The 13682-nt window shown below is 40.2% G+C and carries 19 protein-coding genes; 7 read left to right on the top strand and 12 right to left on the bottom strand.

Annotated features, from left to right (window positions below; translation table 11 throughout):
- The first annotated feature begins 211 nt into the window (after nt 1–211).
- A complete protein-coding gene (locus tag AC4J95_RS02635) occupies nt 212–898 on the top strand; it encodes a phosphoribosylaminoimidazolesuccinocarboxamide synthase (protein WP_494548486.1) in 687 nt (228 codons plus the stop codon).
- 391 nt (nt 899–1289) lie between these two features.
- Here the strand turns inward: AC4J95_RS02635 and rplS are convergent, their stop codons facing one another.
- The 7 genes from rplS to rpsP all read right to left on the bottom strand — a co-directional run bounded on the left by rplS (nt 1290) and on the right by rpsP (nt 5285).
- Nucleotides 1290–1637: a 50S ribosomal protein L19 gene (gene rplS / locus AC4J95_RS02630; protein ID WP_010740291.1), complete on the bottom strand. Its 348-nt coding sequence runs from the start codon at nt 1635–1637 to the stop codon at nt 1290–1292.
- A 141-nt stretch (nt 1638–1778) separates the two neighbouring features.
- Nucleotides 1779–2354: a helix-turn-helix domain-containing protein gene (locus AC4J95_RS02625; RefSeq protein ID WP_494548485.1), complete on the bottom strand. Its 576-nt coding sequence runs from the start codon at nt 2352–2354 to the stop codon at nt 1779–1781.
- 210 nt (nt 2355–2564) lie between these two features.
- Entirely contained in the window at nt 2565–3302 is a 738-nt protein-coding gene (gene trmD / locus AC4J95_RS02620) for a tRNA (guanosine(37)-N1)-methyltransferase TrmD (RefSeq protein WP_494548484.1), read from the bottom strand.
- Nucleotides 3292–3816 carry a ribosome maturation factor RimM gene (gene rimM / locus AC4J95_RS02615; protein WP_316401594.1) on the bottom strand — a complete coding sequence of 175 codons (525 nt, stop codon included), beginning with the start codon at nt 3814–3816 and terminating at the stop codon, nt 3292–3294. Before rimM ends, trmD begins: the two co-directional genes overlap by 11 nt.
- Nucleotides 3817–3839: 23 nt before the next feature.
- A complete protein-coding gene (locus tag AC4J95_RS02610) occupies nt 3840–4673 on the bottom strand; it encodes a membrane lipoprotein lipid attachment site-containing protein (protein WP_494548483.1) in 834 nt (277 codons plus the stop codon).
- 79 nt (nt 4674–4752) lie between these two features.
- Nucleotides 4753–4998: a KH domain-containing protein gene (locus tag AC4J95_RS02605; protein WP_216410318.1), complete on the bottom strand. Its 246-nt coding sequence runs from the start codon at nt 4996–4998 to the stop codon at nt 4753–4755.
- Between the two features lie 11 nt (nt 4999–5009).
- Nucleotides 5010–5285, bottom strand: coding sequence for a 30S ribosomal protein S16 (rpsP, locus tag AC4J95_RS02600; RefSeq protein ID WP_010740297.1), 276 nt, complete (start codon nt 5283–5285; stop codon nt 5010–5012).
- 192 nt (nt 5286–5477) lie between these two features.
- Here rpsP and AC4J95_RS02595 point away from each other — a divergent pair, with 192 nt between their 5' ends.
- The gene (locus AC4J95_RS02595) at nt 5478–6032 is read left to right on the top strand and encodes an NADPH-dependent FMN reductase (protein WP_316401596.1); all 555 of its coding nucleotides are present in this window, start codon (nt 5478–5480) and stop codon (nt 6030–6032) included.
- Nucleotides 6033–6149: 117 nt separating this feature from the next.
- Nucleotides 6150–6797 carry a GNAT family N-acetyltransferase gene (locus tag AC4J95_RS02590; protein WP_494548482.1) on the top strand — a complete coding sequence of 216 codons (648 nt, stop codon included), beginning with the start codon at nt 6150–6152 and terminating at the stop codon, nt 6795–6797.
- A gap of 76 nt (nt 6798–6873) precedes the next feature.
- On the opposite strand, the gene AC4J95_RS02585 is transcribed toward AC4J95_RS02590, so the two are convergent.
- Together AC4J95_RS02585 and AC4J95_RS02580 are read right to left on the bottom strand one after the other, a co-directional pair.
- A complete protein-coding gene (locus AC4J95_RS02585) occupies nt 6874–7386 on the bottom strand; it encodes a dihydrofolate reductase family protein (protein ID WP_494548481.1) in 513 nt (170 codons plus the stop codon).
- A gap of 82 nt (nt 7387–7468) precedes the next feature.
- Complete coding sequence (locus AC4J95_RS02580) at nt 7469–8038, bottom strand: DNA-3-methyladenine glycosylase I (protein ID WP_494548480.1); 570 nt, start codon at nt 8036–8038, stop codon at nt 7469–7471.
- 194 nt (nt 8039–8232) lie between these two features.
- Between AC4J95_RS02580 and AC4J95_RS02575 the strand changes: the two genes are divergently transcribed.
- Genes AC4J95_RS02575 through AC4J95_RS02560 form a run of 4 tightly spaced genes read left to right on the top strand, consistent with a single transcriptional unit; the run spans nt 8233 to nt 11300 of the window.
- Nucleotides 8233–8619, top strand: a complete 387-nt coding sequence (locus AC4J95_RS02575; protein ID WP_494548479.1) for a GntR family transcriptional regulator — start codon at nt 8233–8235, stop codon at nt 8617–8619.
- Complete coding sequence (locus AC4J95_RS02570) at nt 8616–9500, top strand: ATP-binding cassette domain-containing protein (RefSeq protein ID WP_494548478.1); 885 nt, start codon at nt 8616–8618, stop codon at nt 9498–9500. The genes AC4J95_RS02575 and AC4J95_RS02570 overlap by 4 nt, the downstream gene beginning before the upstream one ends.
- Nucleotides 9497–10690, top strand: coding sequence for an ABC transporter permease (locus AC4J95_RS02565; protein ID WP_494548477.1), 1194 nt, complete (start codon nt 9497–9499; stop codon nt 10688–10690). The genes AC4J95_RS02570 and AC4J95_RS02565 overlap by 4 nt, the downstream gene beginning before the upstream one ends.
- 4 nt (nt 10691–10694) lie before the next feature.
- The gene (locus AC4J95_RS02560; RefSeq protein WP_494548476.1) at nt 10695–11300 is read left to right on the top strand and encodes a VanZ family protein; all 606 of its coding nucleotides are present in this window, start codon (nt 10695–10697) and stop codon (nt 11298–11300) included.
- Nucleotides 11301–11347: 47 nt separating this feature from the next.
- Here the strand turns inward: AC4J95_RS02560 and ffh are convergent, their stop codons facing one another.
- Genes ffh through AC4J95_RS02545 form a run of 3 tightly spaced genes read right to left on the bottom strand, consistent with a single transcriptional unit; the run spans nt 11348 to nt 13578 of the window.
- Entirely contained in the window at nt 11348–12763 is a 1416-nt protein-coding gene (gene ffh, locus AC4J95_RS02555) for a signal recognition particle protein (RefSeq protein WP_494548475.1), read from the bottom strand.
- A gap of 15 nt (nt 12764–12778) precedes the next feature.
- The gene (locus AC4J95_RS02550) at nt 12779–13117 is read right to left on the bottom strand and encodes a putative DNA-binding protein (RefSeq protein ID WP_316401607.1); all 339 of its coding nucleotides are present in this window, start codon (nt 13115–13117) and stop codon (nt 12779–12781) included.
- Nucleotides 13117–13578 carry a 2-thiouracil desulfurase family protein gene (locus AC4J95_RS02545; protein ID WP_494548474.1) on the bottom strand — a complete coding sequence of 154 codons (462 nt, stop codon included), beginning with the start codon at nt 13576–13578 and terminating at the stop codon, nt 13117–13119. Before AC4J95_RS02545 ends, AC4J95_RS02550 begins: the two co-directional genes overlap by 1 nt.
- Nucleotides 13579–13682 lie beyond the last annotated feature (104 nt).

The following is a 13682-nucleotide window of genomic DNA, read 5'->3' as shown; positions in this document are numbered from 1 at the left end:
GCTGGACTGCCAATGGCCTGCTCATGATGGGCAGCTGCCAGATTAAAAACCGAACAAATAGTTGTAAAAGTATGCGTTTAAAACGATTAGCTGCCCAAACACGAACATTTATCATTTATTTTTAGCTAAACCTCGAAAAACCATCGACAGTAAAAATATCAGATGTTATCATTTTTGAAAACACTGTATATTTCAGAGAAGGCGGGAAAAAATGAAAGAATTGTACGATGGGAAAACTAAAACAGTCTTACTAGATGAAGAAAATAAGGAAGTGTACTTATTTTTTAAAGATAGCGCGACGGGTGAAGATGGTGTCTTTGATCCAGGCTCCAACACTGTCGGCGGCAGCGTTGACGGTAAAGGAAAAATCGGTTTGACCGTATCAAAATACTTTTTTGAATTAATGGAAAAAAATGACATCCCTACTCATTACCTTGATGCTGATATCGACAAAGGAATGATGAAGGTTCGTCAATTGACTGTACCGAATTTAGAATTTGTTTTACGTTACTTCACCGCTGGCAGTATGTGTCGCCGTTTCACCTTGCCAGAGGGATTGTCTTTCGAACCGCCTTATTTGGAAGTAACCTTGAAAGACGATGAACAAGGCGATCCATTAATTACTGACCGTTTATGCCAAATTAAAGGCATTTTAAAACCGAAGCAATACAACGAAGGATTGGAAATTCTAACAAAAGTCGGTGCTGTTCTTAGAGAAGAATTGGCCAAAATGAACTTGACCTTGATAGATTTCAAAATCGAAATCGGTTATGACGAAGACGGCAAAATGTACGTCGTGGATGAAATCACTCCAGACATCTGGCGCGTCAAAGATGAAGAGGGCAATATTCCGAATCAAATCGACTGTGCGCAATTGATCTTGGATAAAATTCAATAAATCCAAAAGTGAACTCCTTATTTGCGGGAGTTCACTTTTTTAATAATTGAAATAGCTAGCTCAAAATATATGAGATTTATTTTTACCACGCTTACCAATTCCACTAAGCTGCTTGATCGTTTATCCACTGAAAATTTACTATTTATTCTTTTACCAAGTAATCTGTGAAAAGTGGAGTCGCAGCTATCTCTTAATAAAGGATTCATTTTTCTAAAGATCAGAAAAATGAGTCCTATTTTTCGCTTCGCAATCGATTCATCTATGCTTAGCGAGCATATGTTTCCTTGACCAACAGACTTTCCAGCAATCATTACAAACTGCGAAAAATCGAACTGGCAAAAAGAAAAAGCCCTTGATAACCAAGGGCTTTGCTTCATCTGATAACAATAGGTTAACGACGAATTTCTTTGATACGAGCTGCTTTTCCGTGTAATGCACGTAGGTAGTAAAGTTTTGCACGACGCACTTTACCGTAACGAACAACTTCGATTTTCGCAACACGTGGAGTGTGTAGTGGGTAAGTACGTTCCACACCAACACCGTTAGAGATTTTACGTACAGTGTAAGTTTCGCTGATGCCAGCTCCACGACGTTTGATTACAACGCCTTCGAATAACTGGATACGTTCGCGAGTTCCTTCGACAACTTTCGCGTGAACGCGAACAGTGTCCCCAGGACGGAAAGCTGGGATGTCAGTACGTAATTGTTCTTGAGTTAGTTCTTGAATCAATGGATTCATATTTATCATTCTCCTTATTCCAAACATTCTTAGGACATCGGTCCCAGCGGAATATCGTATAATAGATGAGCTTTACACTCACTCGAATATTCTAACAGAGGAACATCTATCTGTAAAGATAAAATTCTTGTCAGAAGGACTTTATTTTAGTTTGCGGCGGGTCTTCATGAATCGATCATCAGCAAATTCAAAAAACTTTTCGCTGATATCAATATCTAGTCTGCGGGTAAGAAGTTCACTTTTGGTGACATTCACTAAATAATTGATTCCCTTCTCCTCTACTAAATAGTATCTGCTTGGATCACGCCAATGGTCCTCTACTTCATGCAACCCCGGAATTAATAGAAAATCGACCATCTTCTCCTTATTCGTCATTTTCTTTTGCCGATATAGTTCACGGATTGCTTGAGCATTAGGATAGTTTTCTAAAACCACCTGATCTTCTCTCACCGCATTTCCTTTGGGCATCGGATACTGTTCGATATCGATCGGAATTTTCATCATATAGTCTTGAATCGATTCCTCTTCATACACTAGATAGTCAATGCTCACATTAAAGAGTTGCGCGATTCTTTTTAAGTTATCGATATCTGGAATGCCGCGATTGGTTTCCCATTTGGCAATCGCTTGTCTTGAAACCTCTAATTTCTCTGCTAACTCTTTTTGTGATAAGTTTTGTTCTGTTCGCAATCGCTGGATTTTTTCTCCGCTAAGCATCTGCTTCCCCCCACCTCTTTTTCTGTCTTTATCATACAATCATTTCAGTGGTTATGGAAAGATACTCTTTGTAGCAGGATGGTTACGTATCGTAGCACATTGAATTTTAAGAGAAAAACTTGAAATACTTTATAAAAGTAAAGTCGAATGACCGTTTACTTTCTTTTCGGAAAGTAAATAGTCATTCGACTTGTTGAACATATCTATTCATTACTTCTCTTCTTGTTTTATCTCTTTTAAGAATTTTTCCATCTCTGGTGTCAATTCTAAATTTTCTAGCATATCTGGTCGTCGTAAATAAGTACGGCGCAGGGATTCCTTCAATTGCCATTCTTCGATCAAGCGATGATTACCATTCATCAGGACCTCCGGCACACCCATTCCTTCAAATTCTGCTGGACGGGTATATTGCGGATGCTCCAGCAATCCAGTCGAATGGGAATCGGTTTTCGCTGAAGTCTGGTTTCCTAAAACATCCGGTAATAGACGAACCGTCGCATCGACCATCACCATCGCACCAAGTTCGCCGCCAGTTAGAACATAATCCCCTAGTGAAACTTCATCTGTCACCAATGAACGAATTCGCTCATCATAGCCTTCATAATGTCCGCAGATGAACACCAATTGTTCTTCCTGCGAAAATTCCTCCGCCATCTTTTGATTGAAGGGTTTCCCCGCTGGATCAAGCAAGATTACTCGTTTCTTTTGTTCGCCGGTTTCTGCTTCGATGGCTTTCAGATTATCATAGATTGGCTGGACCTTCAGCAGCATTCCTGCTCCGCCGCCATAGGGATAGTCATCGACTTGTTTGTGTTTGTTATCCGAATATTGGCGGAAATCATGAACATTAATCTCTAACAAGTCTTTTTCAACGGCTTTTCCAATGATTGATTCACCAAGCGGCCCTTCGATCATTTTAGGAAAAATCGTCAATACATCAATCCGCATCGTCCAACAACCCTTCCGGAATCTCCACATGGACGACTCCTTCTGTTAGGTCAATGTCCTTAACGACGGATTCGATGTAAGGAATCAATGCATCTTTTTTTCCTTTTCGTTTGACTACCCAGACATCATTGGCGCCAGGAGATAGAATTTCGGTGATTTTACCGATTTCTTTATCATTCTCATCTACAACGACTAGTCCGATGATCTCATGATAATAATATTCATGCTCATCCAACTCACCCATTTGTTTTTCTGAGATTTTTAAAATACCATCGCGAAAGGCTTCAACATCATTGATATTGGGATAACCTTCAAAGCTAAGCAAATCAAAATTTTTATGTCTGCGATAGCTCGCGATCGTTAAAGGAAGAACATCTTGATTGTCACGGAATAGAAACAGCTGTTCTCCGACTTGATAACGTTCTTCGGTAAAATCAGTGGTAGAAATTACCCGTACTTCTCCGCGAATCCCGTGAGTATTGACGATCTTTCCGACTTTGTAATAATTAGTCACGTAGTTTCCTCTTTCTGCTTCAGCTATTTTGCCATTGAGACAGCCATCTTCAGGGCGCTCATTGAATCGGCATTCATGATTTTATAAACAGTTTGATTATCCTGCCAAACCACACTATTGGATTGAAGATCACCCTTGGCAACCCGCAATGAGATCTGTCCAGCATCATGAGGTACTGGCAAGAAAGCTCCTTCCAGATATTCAACCGTTTGTTTCGCTAACGGAACAGGATCTTCTTCTTCAAGGTTGTTCGCTCTTACCGCAAGACTCCAATTGCCTTCTTTCCACATAAGAAAACTAGAGCCCGCACCTGCACTTCGATAGCCAGTAATGTTATGCCCTATATCCACCTGTTGCCCATTTGGATCAAAAGTTTGACCAACTTCATTTTGCGCCGTTTCTTTTGAATCAAAGGCTTGACGCTGGAACTCAGCAACTGGTGTCTGATTCTTCAAGGCCGGATCGTTAAACGGTGTTTCTTCATTAACCTCATAATAACTGACCTTTAGTATACCTTGCTCTTCAGAAGCGGCGATGCCGATTTCTTTCCCTCCACTGATGGTTGCAGGATCAGGGAACGTGTCATTTGGGTAGTTGGCTTGAAGCTCATCCATGGCTGACATCGCATGATTGCCATGAGATGAATCTGTTTTGGACGAACTTGTTTGAGTTTTCGTGCTGGACGTATTTGAACTAGAAATTGAATTGCTTTCTGAACTAGACGTACTTACCTTCGAACTGGTCTTTTCAGTTGCGGCAGCTGTCGACTTCGTGGTGCTATCTTTTGAATCATTGTTTCCAGAATTACAAGCAGCTAATACAAACAACGCACTGAACAACAACAAATATTTTTTCATGATGGAACACCTCCACCCCTAGTTTACCGTACTTCTAATGAAAAAACACCCGAATCAAACTGACTCGAGTGTTCTTGCTTTATTTACCATCCACGATGTTGAGACGAACTTTTTTCGGTCCATTGGTTCGAACGCTATACACGATCGTACGGATTGCTTTCGCTACTCGACCTTGTTTTCCGATGATTCTGCCGATATCTTCAGGTGCAACGGTTAGGTTGTACTCAAAGAAATCTTTCGATTCTTCGATCTCTAACTTCACTTCTTCAGGTTTTGTCACCAAAGGGTGGACAATGGTCAACACAAGGTTAGTTAAATCTTGCATAATTGATCACCTTACTTCTTAGCGAATTTAGCGTCGTGGTGTTTTTGCATGATGCCTTCTTTAGAAAGGATGTTGCGAACGGTATCAGAAGGTTGTGCACCTTTTTGTAACCAGTTTAAAACATCTTCTTCTTTTAATACGACTTCTGCAGGGTTCTTCAAAGGATTGTAAGTACCCACAGTTTCGATAAAACGTCCATCACGAGGAGAACGAGAATCAGCAACAACGATACGGTAGAAAGGTTTCTTTTTAGAACCCATACGTTTCAAGCGGATTTTAACTGCCATTGTATAACTACACCTCCATATAATTAATCACAAGATGTAGTCTAACACGCTTTTGATTAGCTGTAAAGAGTTTTTTCTTTACAGTCTGTTTTTTCTTCCAAAGCATATCCTTTGCATGATTTACTTATTTTTTGTAAGATACATTCATAAGATAACTTATGTATTTCAATCAAAAAAATTGGAGGAATTATAATGACAAAAACAATTGGTATTTTAGTAGGCAGCCTGCGCAAAGATTCTTACAATAAAATTGTTGCTAAGAAATTTGCAGAATTATTGCCTGATGGATTTGAAGCAAAATTTATTGAGATTGGTGACCTTCCTTTTTATAATGAGGATCTTGATGTTGAAGGTTCTATTCCAGAAACATGGACACGATTCCGTAAGGATGTTAACAGCGTCGATGGCTTGTTCTTCGTAACTCCAGAATACAACCGTTCTGTACCTGCAGCGTTAAAAAATGCGTTAGATGTTGGTTCTCGTCCAATGGGCAGCAGCGTTTGGGGCGGTAAACCTGGTCTAGTCGTGACTGTCTCTCCTGGTGGTCCTGGTGGATTCGGTGCTAACCACGCATTACGTCAATCATTAGTCTTCTTGGATGTTCCTACTTTGCAACAGCCAGAAGCATACATCGGCGGCATCATGAACCTAGTGGATAACGATGGTCATATCGCTGATGGAACTGTTGAATTTTTCAAGACAATTACTGATAAGTATATTGAGTTCTTCAATAAATTAGTAAAATAAGCCATGAATGAGGATGCACGCATATATTGCTGCATCCTTTTTTTGTGCTATTCGGCTGATTTCTTCAACTTATCCTGTGCTATACTGAAATGAATAAGACGTATTGGAGGGAATTATTTGACTGTTACTATTAGATTGGAAGAACCAAAGGATTATCGCATCGTAGAGGAAATCACGCGTGAAGCTTTCTGGAATTTATATGTACCAGGTGCCGAGGAACACTACCTTGCACACACGCTTCGCAAACATCCCGATTTTATTCCAGAATTGACCTTTGTAATTGAAATAGATGGGAAAATTATCGGCAGTATTTTTTATAGTAAAGCGAATATCGTTGATACTGAAGGCAATGAATACCCAGTAATTTCCTTTGGTCCTGTCAGTATCGCCCCTCAGTACCATCGACAAGGGTATGGGCGGCGGCTGATCGAACACTCAATTAAAGAAGCAAAACGCTTAGGCTATGAAGCGATTGTCATTGGCGGCTTCCCTTACCACTATCATCCCTATGGCTTTATCGGTTCGAAAAAATACAATATCTCTATGCCGGACGGAAAGTTTTATACAGGTATCATGGCATTGCCGTTAAAAGAAGGTGCACTCGACAATGTCAGCGGTCATATCATTTTCTCAGAAGGAATGTATCCTGACCACGACGGACTGGAAGCCTATGACCAGACCTTCCCTGCAAAAGAGAAAAAAGTCGAACCACGCCAAGCAAAATTTGAAGCCGCTGCAAGTCAGATCGATGACAACGAATATTAATTAAATAAAAAAAGTCGAACGCTGATCTACTTTCCTAATAGAAAGTCATATCAGCGTTCGCTTTTTTGTTCAGCGTTTATTTTTTTAAATGTAATTGTGCAAACTGTCCGAACTGTTCTGTTTCAAGCAATTGTAATTTTTGCTGGTTCGTTTGCGGCAGGAACAGCGGCACCCCTTCCCCTAAAAGGATTGGTACGATTTGAATCCACCACTCGTCGATTAACCCAGCTTCGATCACTGGCTGCAATAAGGCACCGCCGCCAACGACCCAAACAGTTTTGTCCGCGGGTAATTTCTGAATGAATGTCACAGGGTCTTCACTGACCACCTGCATATTCTCATCGACTTGAATATCCGAATGACTGAAAATAAAGTTCTCCTTTTCTGGATAAATCTCTTCCAGCTCCGCATCACGCTTCACTACTTCGTACGTTCGCCGCCCCATCATCGTATAGTCGATCGTCTGATAAAACGCATCATAAGGAACCAGCTCGCCCCCCTCTTGATGATACAACCATTCTAAACCATCTTTTTTATCTGCTAAATAACCATCTAAACTGATCGCTCCGTAAAAGACTGCTCTCGCCATAACCTGCACCTCGCTTTGTTAGTAAACTCATTGTATCAAGCAAAAGATTCTGTTCAACTTTATTGCTTAAGAACCCAACTGCTTATTTCGCACCGTGCAATTCTTTATAACGAAAGCAAGCCATCTCATGGTCATTGACGATTCCTACCGCCTGCAAAAATGCGTAGATAGTCGTACTGCCGACAAATTTGAAGCCGCGTTTCTTCAGGTCTTTGGCAATTCGATCGGATAGCTCTGTTTTAGCGGGAACTTCTGAAACATTACTAATTTTATTATCTACTACCTGATGATCAACGTAGCCCCATAAGTAATCAGAGAAACTTAATCCCTCCGCCTGCATTTCTAATACTTTTTGCGCATTAATGATTGCCGCCTCGATTTTCCGGCGATTACGAATAATCCCCGCATCCTGCATCAAAGCTTCCACTTTGGCTTCATCAAAATTCGCCACTTTTTCAATCTCAAATTGTTCATACGCTTGATCAAAATTGTCCATCTTGTTCAAAATCGTCTGCCAGCTTAAACCTGCTTGGTTCATATCCAAAACCAGCTTACGGAAAAGGCGCTGATCATCATATTCAGGAACACCCCACACCGTATCATGATACACCTGCATATTTTCATTACTACCTGACCATTTACAACGATACATCCTTATCACTCCTATTGCTTATTAAATTTCTATTTCGCACTATGCAAACTGCAAAAAGTTGGACTGACATCCTATTTCCAGCTCGAAAAACGAACATACGCTCCCCTATAGTATAGCAGAAATTGAAAAAAAGTCATTGCCTAATTTGCGTGTACTGTGTATACTAGCACACGTAGTTATATGGAGGTGAGTGTATGGTTCATATCGATAAAAATAGCAGCCGTGCCTACTATGAACAGCTTGTATTAGGAATCAAAGAAGATATTTTGCATGGAATCTTGCAACCGGGAGATAAGATTCCTTCCGTCAGAGAGATGGCTAAACAGCTGTTAATGAATCCGAATACCATCAGTAAAGCGTATAAAGTTCTTGAATCAGAGAAAGTCTTAGTCACCGTCAAAGGTAAAGGCACCTTTGTGCGAGCGATAGAGGAAACACCTAGAGATGAAATCCGTGTCCAAGAATTGAAAAACAATCTGAACGAGCTGGTTATCGAAGCGCGTCATTTACAGATTACTCAAGAAGAATTAGTAACTTGGATACAAGAAGCAGAAAAGAGTTTGGGAGGTCAGTCAACATGATTGTCAAAAATTTGAACAAAACAATCGATCAGCATATGATCCTTAAAAATATCGACTTTGAGTTATCAGAAAATGAAATCGTTGGCTTAGTCGGCCGTAATGGCTCAGGTAAGACAACGCTTTTTCGCATATTAGCAAATCATTATCTACCTGATGCTGGCGATATCATGATCGATCAAAAATCGGTTTATGAACACCCGTCAGTCAAGCAGGACATCTTCTTTATCGATGAAAAGGAAAATTTCTTACGAACCTATTCACTTAAAAAGATCGCTGTATTCTATCAATTCGCTTATCCAAAATTCGATCAGCCATTATTTACAGATTTAATAAGCAAACATGAATTTTCATTAAAGAGCAATTATCGACAGCTTTCAAAAGGTCAGCAGGGTTTGTTTCAAATTATTTTAGCTGTATGCTCCAATGCGCAATATCTATTGCTGGATGAACCCTTTGATGGTTTAGATATCATTATAAAAAAAGAAATGATCGGGCTATTGATGGAACATTTGAGCGAGCATTCAAGAACCGCGTTGATTGCCTCACATAACTTAACAGAATTAGAAAACTTAGTTGATCGTGTCCTACTATTAAAAGAACAAACGATCATCAAAGATTACCGTTTAGAAGAAATGCGGGAAACAGCTAAAAAGCTGCAATTAGTTTTCAAAACGAAAAAAGTGCCAGCGGTTGTGAAGAAAAATTCTAAGATGCTCGACTTTCAAGGGCGTGTGGTTACTGTCGTCTTCGAAAATTTCTCGGAAGAACTCGAGCAAGACATCAAAGAATTCGAGCCATTGGTGTACGAAGAATTGCCCCTATCCTTGGAAGATCTTTTCGAAGCTAATCTAAAACCACATAGAAAGGGGAGTCTAAAATGATTCGATCAATTTTTGCAGAACGCTATAAGAAGGTGTTGATTGCCACTTGTTTGCTGGTGATTGGTATAGGAGTTTTTAATGCGCTGAACCAAAATAATCAATGGAAAGAACTTTATAATGATCCGAATGTGAAAGCCAGTTTTGAAGAGAATCGTAATGAAATAACCTACTGGGATGAGGAAAAAGAGGAAAACGTCCCTTATGCCTCTTATCAAGAGTACCGAAATTCTCAATTGTTGTTTTATACGTCCTATTTGCCTTACTCTAAATCATTAAGAGCGTCAGACTATTCTTCAGGTACCTCTTATCAGTCACACTTTACGACATATTTTAACAGTGCATTGTTACTGCTCGTTCCACTAATCGGCTTTCTACTTTTCTTTATTGATCAAAAAACGGGCTTCAACCAATTCCTTTTTTCTTTAGGAGCGTCACGGAAAGAGTTATTTAAGAAAAAAATTATCTACCTTGCCATACCTGTTCTTTTATCTATCTTAGTTGGACAATCATTATATGCTTTATTGATTCATAGTTTGATTCCAGCGCCTTATATGAACGCTACTTTGGGGCAGTTGTTTACCTCAGTAATCAGTAATTTTTCTTTGTTATTCTTTTTATTTTGTTCCAGTGCTTTTATCGGATCAATGGTGGGAAACATTTTCTTTGGTTCATTGACCTTGGCTGTTTTTTTGCTTTTGAGAAGTTGGCTGCCAAACTCCATTTACTCCCTAGTGGATAATATCAAATTAGCAAGAGGCACTATCAACAAACCATTTTCAAGAACTTTATTTGTTGATTTTGTCGGCAAAATGGGTGGGAGCATATGGGCGAATGTAATTCTGGTCTTATTCGGTCTATTTCTTATGTTCTGGGCCTATAAAAAATATCAGAGTCTATCATTAGAAAATGACAACGCCTATCTTCTTCACAAGGAATCACGTTGGTCGATTTGGTGGTTAATGACACTTTTCACTTCATTCATTCTTAACCTGAATGTTTTTGATCCTTGGTCTAACTTTTTAATTAGAAAAATCTTTGAACATGTAAATGAGTCAATCATCGGTCCTATCCTAGTAAATGTCTCGGTCACTTTGACCGTTGGCTGTATCTGCGCCATTGTTGTATTCTTCAGTGGAATAACAAGAAAGGCAGCAAAGACATTTGACAAGCTAAACCATCGAACGGGGTGATTCCATGACTGCTTTGGATATTCTATTTCCTCTTTATCGAATCGGGTGTATCTTTTTGCCTTGCCTGATTTATCAGTACTTTTCACTAAGGAAGAAGCAGGAGCAAATTTTCATTTCATCCATGCTTTGGCGCTACATCTTCTTGTTCTATCTTTATTTAGTAATTGATGTGACTGGTGTTGGTACATTAGAGGATATTTTCAGTTACCCGGAACTGATTCGTCCCGGTGAAATCAATCTTATTCCTTTTCAGTCAGGTGTCGGACTGTTAAATGTTTTGAATATTATCATGTTTGCGCCGTTGGGATTTTTATTACCGTTGATCTGGAAACAGTGTCGTAAATTATCTTCTACTGTTTTGTTAGGCTTTCAGTTCTCATTGATGATCGAGCTGCTTCAGCTATTTAATCGGCGGGCAACGGATATCGATGATTTGCTGATGAATACGGTTGGGGCACTGATTGGTTTTCTGATCTGGTTGCTCTACCAGAAATTATTCAGAAAAACACTTCAACAGATTAATGCCTTCTCCAAGCGAGAACCGCAAATTTATCTAATTTTGAGTCTTCTTGGTGTGTTCTTCCTTTATCATTGGCGTTTCTTTCTATAAAAAATAGCGTCTGTCTCAAAAACGAGACAGACGCTGTTTTTTCTAGTTTATTTGCGTTTCTTTTTTTTCTTCTTATTTTTTTTGACCATGCGGTTCATAGCCATCTTACCCATTTTGCCTTTGATCCCATTGCCGAACATTTGATCCATTCCGGCAGGCATGCTGCCTTTGCTCATTTGCTGCATCATTTTCCGGGATTCCTTGAACTGTTTGATCATGCGGTTGACTTCGACAACTGAGTTTCCTGAACCGGCAGCGATCCGACGACGGCGGCTAGGATTTAACAAATCTGGATCTTCCCGCTCAGCTGGAGTCATAGAGTAGACCATCGCTTTTTTCCGTTCAACGTCTTTAGGATCAACTTTCACATTTTCGATACCCGGCATTTGGCTCATTCCAGGAATCATCTTCAACAGATCCTCGATTGGTCCCATGCCCATTACTTGATCCAATTGTTCGATAAAGTCATTAAAGTCAAAGCTGTTTTCCTTCATCTTGCGAGCAAGTTCTTCAGCTTTTTGTTCGTCGTAATCTTGCTGGGCTTTTTCGATCAGGGTCAGCATATCCCCCATACCTAAGATTCGGCTAGACATCCGATCTGGATGGAAGACTTCCAAGTCAGTTAATTTTTCACCAGAACCGATGAACTTGATTGGCGCACCTGTTACCGCCCGGATTGATAGCGCCGCACCACCACGTGTGTCACCATCTAATTTAGTGATAACGACCCCAGTGATTCCTAGCTGTTCATTAAAGCTTTGAGCCACATTAACTGCATCTTGACCAGTCATGGCATCAACAACTAGCAGAATTTCGTTTGGTTGCGCGATTTCCTTGATTTGCTTCAATTCATCCATTAAGGCTTCGTCAATATGCAGACGACCGGCCGTATCAATCAAGACATAATCGTTTTTATTTTCGCGGGCTTGTTCCATCCCTTTACGCACGATCTCAACCGGGCTGACATCGGTCCCCATATCAAAAACAGGAACACTTAATTGTTGTCCTAATACCTTTAATTGGTCGATGGCCGCTGGACGGTATACGTCTCCTGCGATCATTAATGGACGCGCTTTTTCGTTTTTAATTAATTGATTTGCTAGTTTTCCAGCAAAGGTTGTTTTACCAGCCCCTTGCAAACCAGCCATCATGATAACTGTTGGAATCTTTGGTGATTTCTCAATCCCGACCGCTTCTGATCCCAAAGTCTTCGTTAATTCTTCATCAACGATTTTTACGATTTGTTGCGCAGGCGTCAAGCTCTCTAAAACTTCTACGCCCAAAGCACGGGTGCGGACTTCTTTAGTAAACTGCTTCACGACTTGTAAGTTTACGTCGGCTTCTAATAGAGCCAAACGGATCTCACGCATCATTTCTGTGATATCAGCTTCGGTGACCTTTCCTTTTTTCCGTAATTTCCCCATCGCAGCTTGTAGACGCTGCGTTAAACTTTCAAATGCCATTGCTTACTTTCCTTTCTATTCATCTAAATCTTGCAAGCCGGTGATTGCTTCGGCTAAAAACTCATCCTTGGGATAATGTTCAGTCACATACAGCGCCAGTTTGTCTAATTGCTCTTCTCTTACGATGTAATCAGAGAACAAATGCAGCTTGCGCTCGTAATCCTCCAAGATTTTTTCTGTTCTTTTGATATTATCATAAACCGCCTGACGACTCACCTGATATTCCTCAGCGATCTCGCCTAAAGAAAAATCATCGGCGTAATAAAGCTCCATATAATTCATTTGCTTCTCAGTTAAAAGCGTCGCGTAAAATTCAAACAATGCGTTCATGCGATTCGTTTTTTCAAGCTCCATTACGTCATCCTCATTTCTTGCCAATTTTCTTCGGAGTATACCGGTAATCCCTGCTTTATAAAGTATGCTGTTGCCACGCCCACTCCTTTGATGCGGGTGCCGGAAAAGCTGCCGTCATAGATCAACCTGCTGCCGCAGGATGGACTTCTTTCTTTTAAAACAAGACCAGTGATTCCTTGCTTTTGCATTTCTTCCAAAGCTTTGATCGCCCCTTGTTTAAAAGCTTCAGTTACATCATTACCTGCATTATCCATAACTTTGGCTTGATCGAGCCACACATCGAAGCCATTGCCGCCTTGTATCTCAGCTGGATGCCGCGGTGTGGGCAGTCCGCCTAAAACTTCTGGACAAATCATGACCGCTTGGCCTGTTTCAACTAATTCCTTCAACGCCGTAATCTCATTTGATCCGCCATCATAACGACAAGCAATGCCGCCCAAACAAGCACTGATTCCTAACATTGTTATTTCTCCTAACAAATTAATAGAAAATAGGTGACAAAACTGCCTTCCCATTATACCATTTATTCAGGTATGGAAATAGTCTTTCATCAATGTTCTTAATA

The organism is Enterococcus sp. GPZ-007 (assembly GCF_059374735.1).
Note: the sequence above shows the minus strand (reverse complement) of the source record. Positions and strands in the feature narration are given on the sequence as shown.

What these genes read in the sequence shown, in the direction of transcription:
- AC4J95_RS02635 (WP_494548486.1), top strand. Translation starts at nt 212, where the DNA reads ATGAAAGAATTGTACGATGGGAAAACTAAAACAGTCTTACTAGATGAA.
- rplS (WP_010740291.1), bottom strand. Translation starts at nt 1,637, where the DNA reads ATGAATCCATTGATTCAAGAACTAACTCAAGAACAATTACGTACTGAC.
- AC4J95_RS02625 (WP_494548485.1), bottom strand. Translation starts at nt 2,354, where the DNA reads ATGCTTAGCGGAGAAAAAATCCAGCGATTGCGAACAGAACAAAACTTA.
- trmD (WP_494548484.1), bottom strand. Translation starts at nt 3,302, where the DNA reads ATGCGGATTGATGTATTGACGATTTTTCCTAAAATGATCGAAGGGCCG.
- AC4J95_RS02610 (WP_494548483.1), bottom strand. Translation starts at nt 4,673, where the DNA reads ATGAAAAAATATTTGTTGTTGTTCAGTGCGTTGTTTGTATTAGCTGCT.
- AC4J95_RS02605 (WP_216410318.1), bottom strand. Translation starts at nt 4,998, where the DNA reads ATGCAAGATTTAACTAACCTTGTGTTGACCATTGTCCACCCTTTGGTG.
- rpsP (WP_010740297.1), bottom strand. Translation starts at nt 5,285, where the DNA reads ATGGCAGTTAAAATCCGCTTGAAACGTATGGGTTCTAAAAAGAAACCT.
- AC4J95_RS02595 (WP_316401596.1), top strand. Translation starts at nt 5,478, where the DNA reads ATGACAAAAACAATTGGTATTTTAGTAGGCAGCCTGCGCAAAGATTCT.
- AC4J95_RS02585 (WP_494548481.1), bottom strand. Translation starts at nt 7,386, where the DNA reads ATGGCGAGAGCAGTCTTTTACGGAGCGATCAGTTTAGATGGTTATTTA.
- AC4J95_RS02580 (WP_494548480.1), bottom strand. Translation starts at nt 8,038, where the DNA reads ATGTATCGTTGTAAATGGTCAGGTAGTAATGAAAATATGCAGGTGTAT.
- AC4J95_RS02575 (WP_494548479.1), top strand. Translation starts at nt 8,233, where the DNA reads ATGGTTCATATCGATAAAAATAGCAGCCGTGCCTACTATGAACAGCTT.
- AC4J95_RS02570 (WP_494548478.1), top strand. Translation starts at nt 8,616, where the DNA reads ATGATTGTCAAAAATTTGAACAAAACAATCGATCAGCATATGATCCTT.
- AC4J95_RS02565 (WP_494548477.1), top strand. Translation starts at nt 9,497, where the DNA reads ATGATTCGATCAATTTTTGCAGAACGCTATAAGAAGGTGTTGATTGCC.
- AC4J95_RS02560 (WP_494548476.1), top strand. Translation starts at nt 10,695, where the DNA reads ATGACTGCTTTGGATATTCTATTTCCTCTTTATCGAATCGGGTGTATC.
- ffh (WP_494548475.1), bottom strand. Translation starts at nt 12,763, where the DNA reads ATGGCATTTGAAAGTTTAACGCAGCGTCTACAAGCTGCGATGGGGAAA.
- AC4J95_RS02550 (WP_316401607.1), bottom strand. Translation starts at nt 13,117, where the DNA reads ATGGAGCTTGAAAAAACGAATCGCATGAACGCATTGTTTGAATTTTAC.
- AC4J95_RS02545 (WP_494548474.1), bottom strand. Translation starts at nt 13,578, where the DNA reads ATGTTAGGAATCAGTGCTTGTTTGGGCGGCATTGCTTGTCGTTATGAT.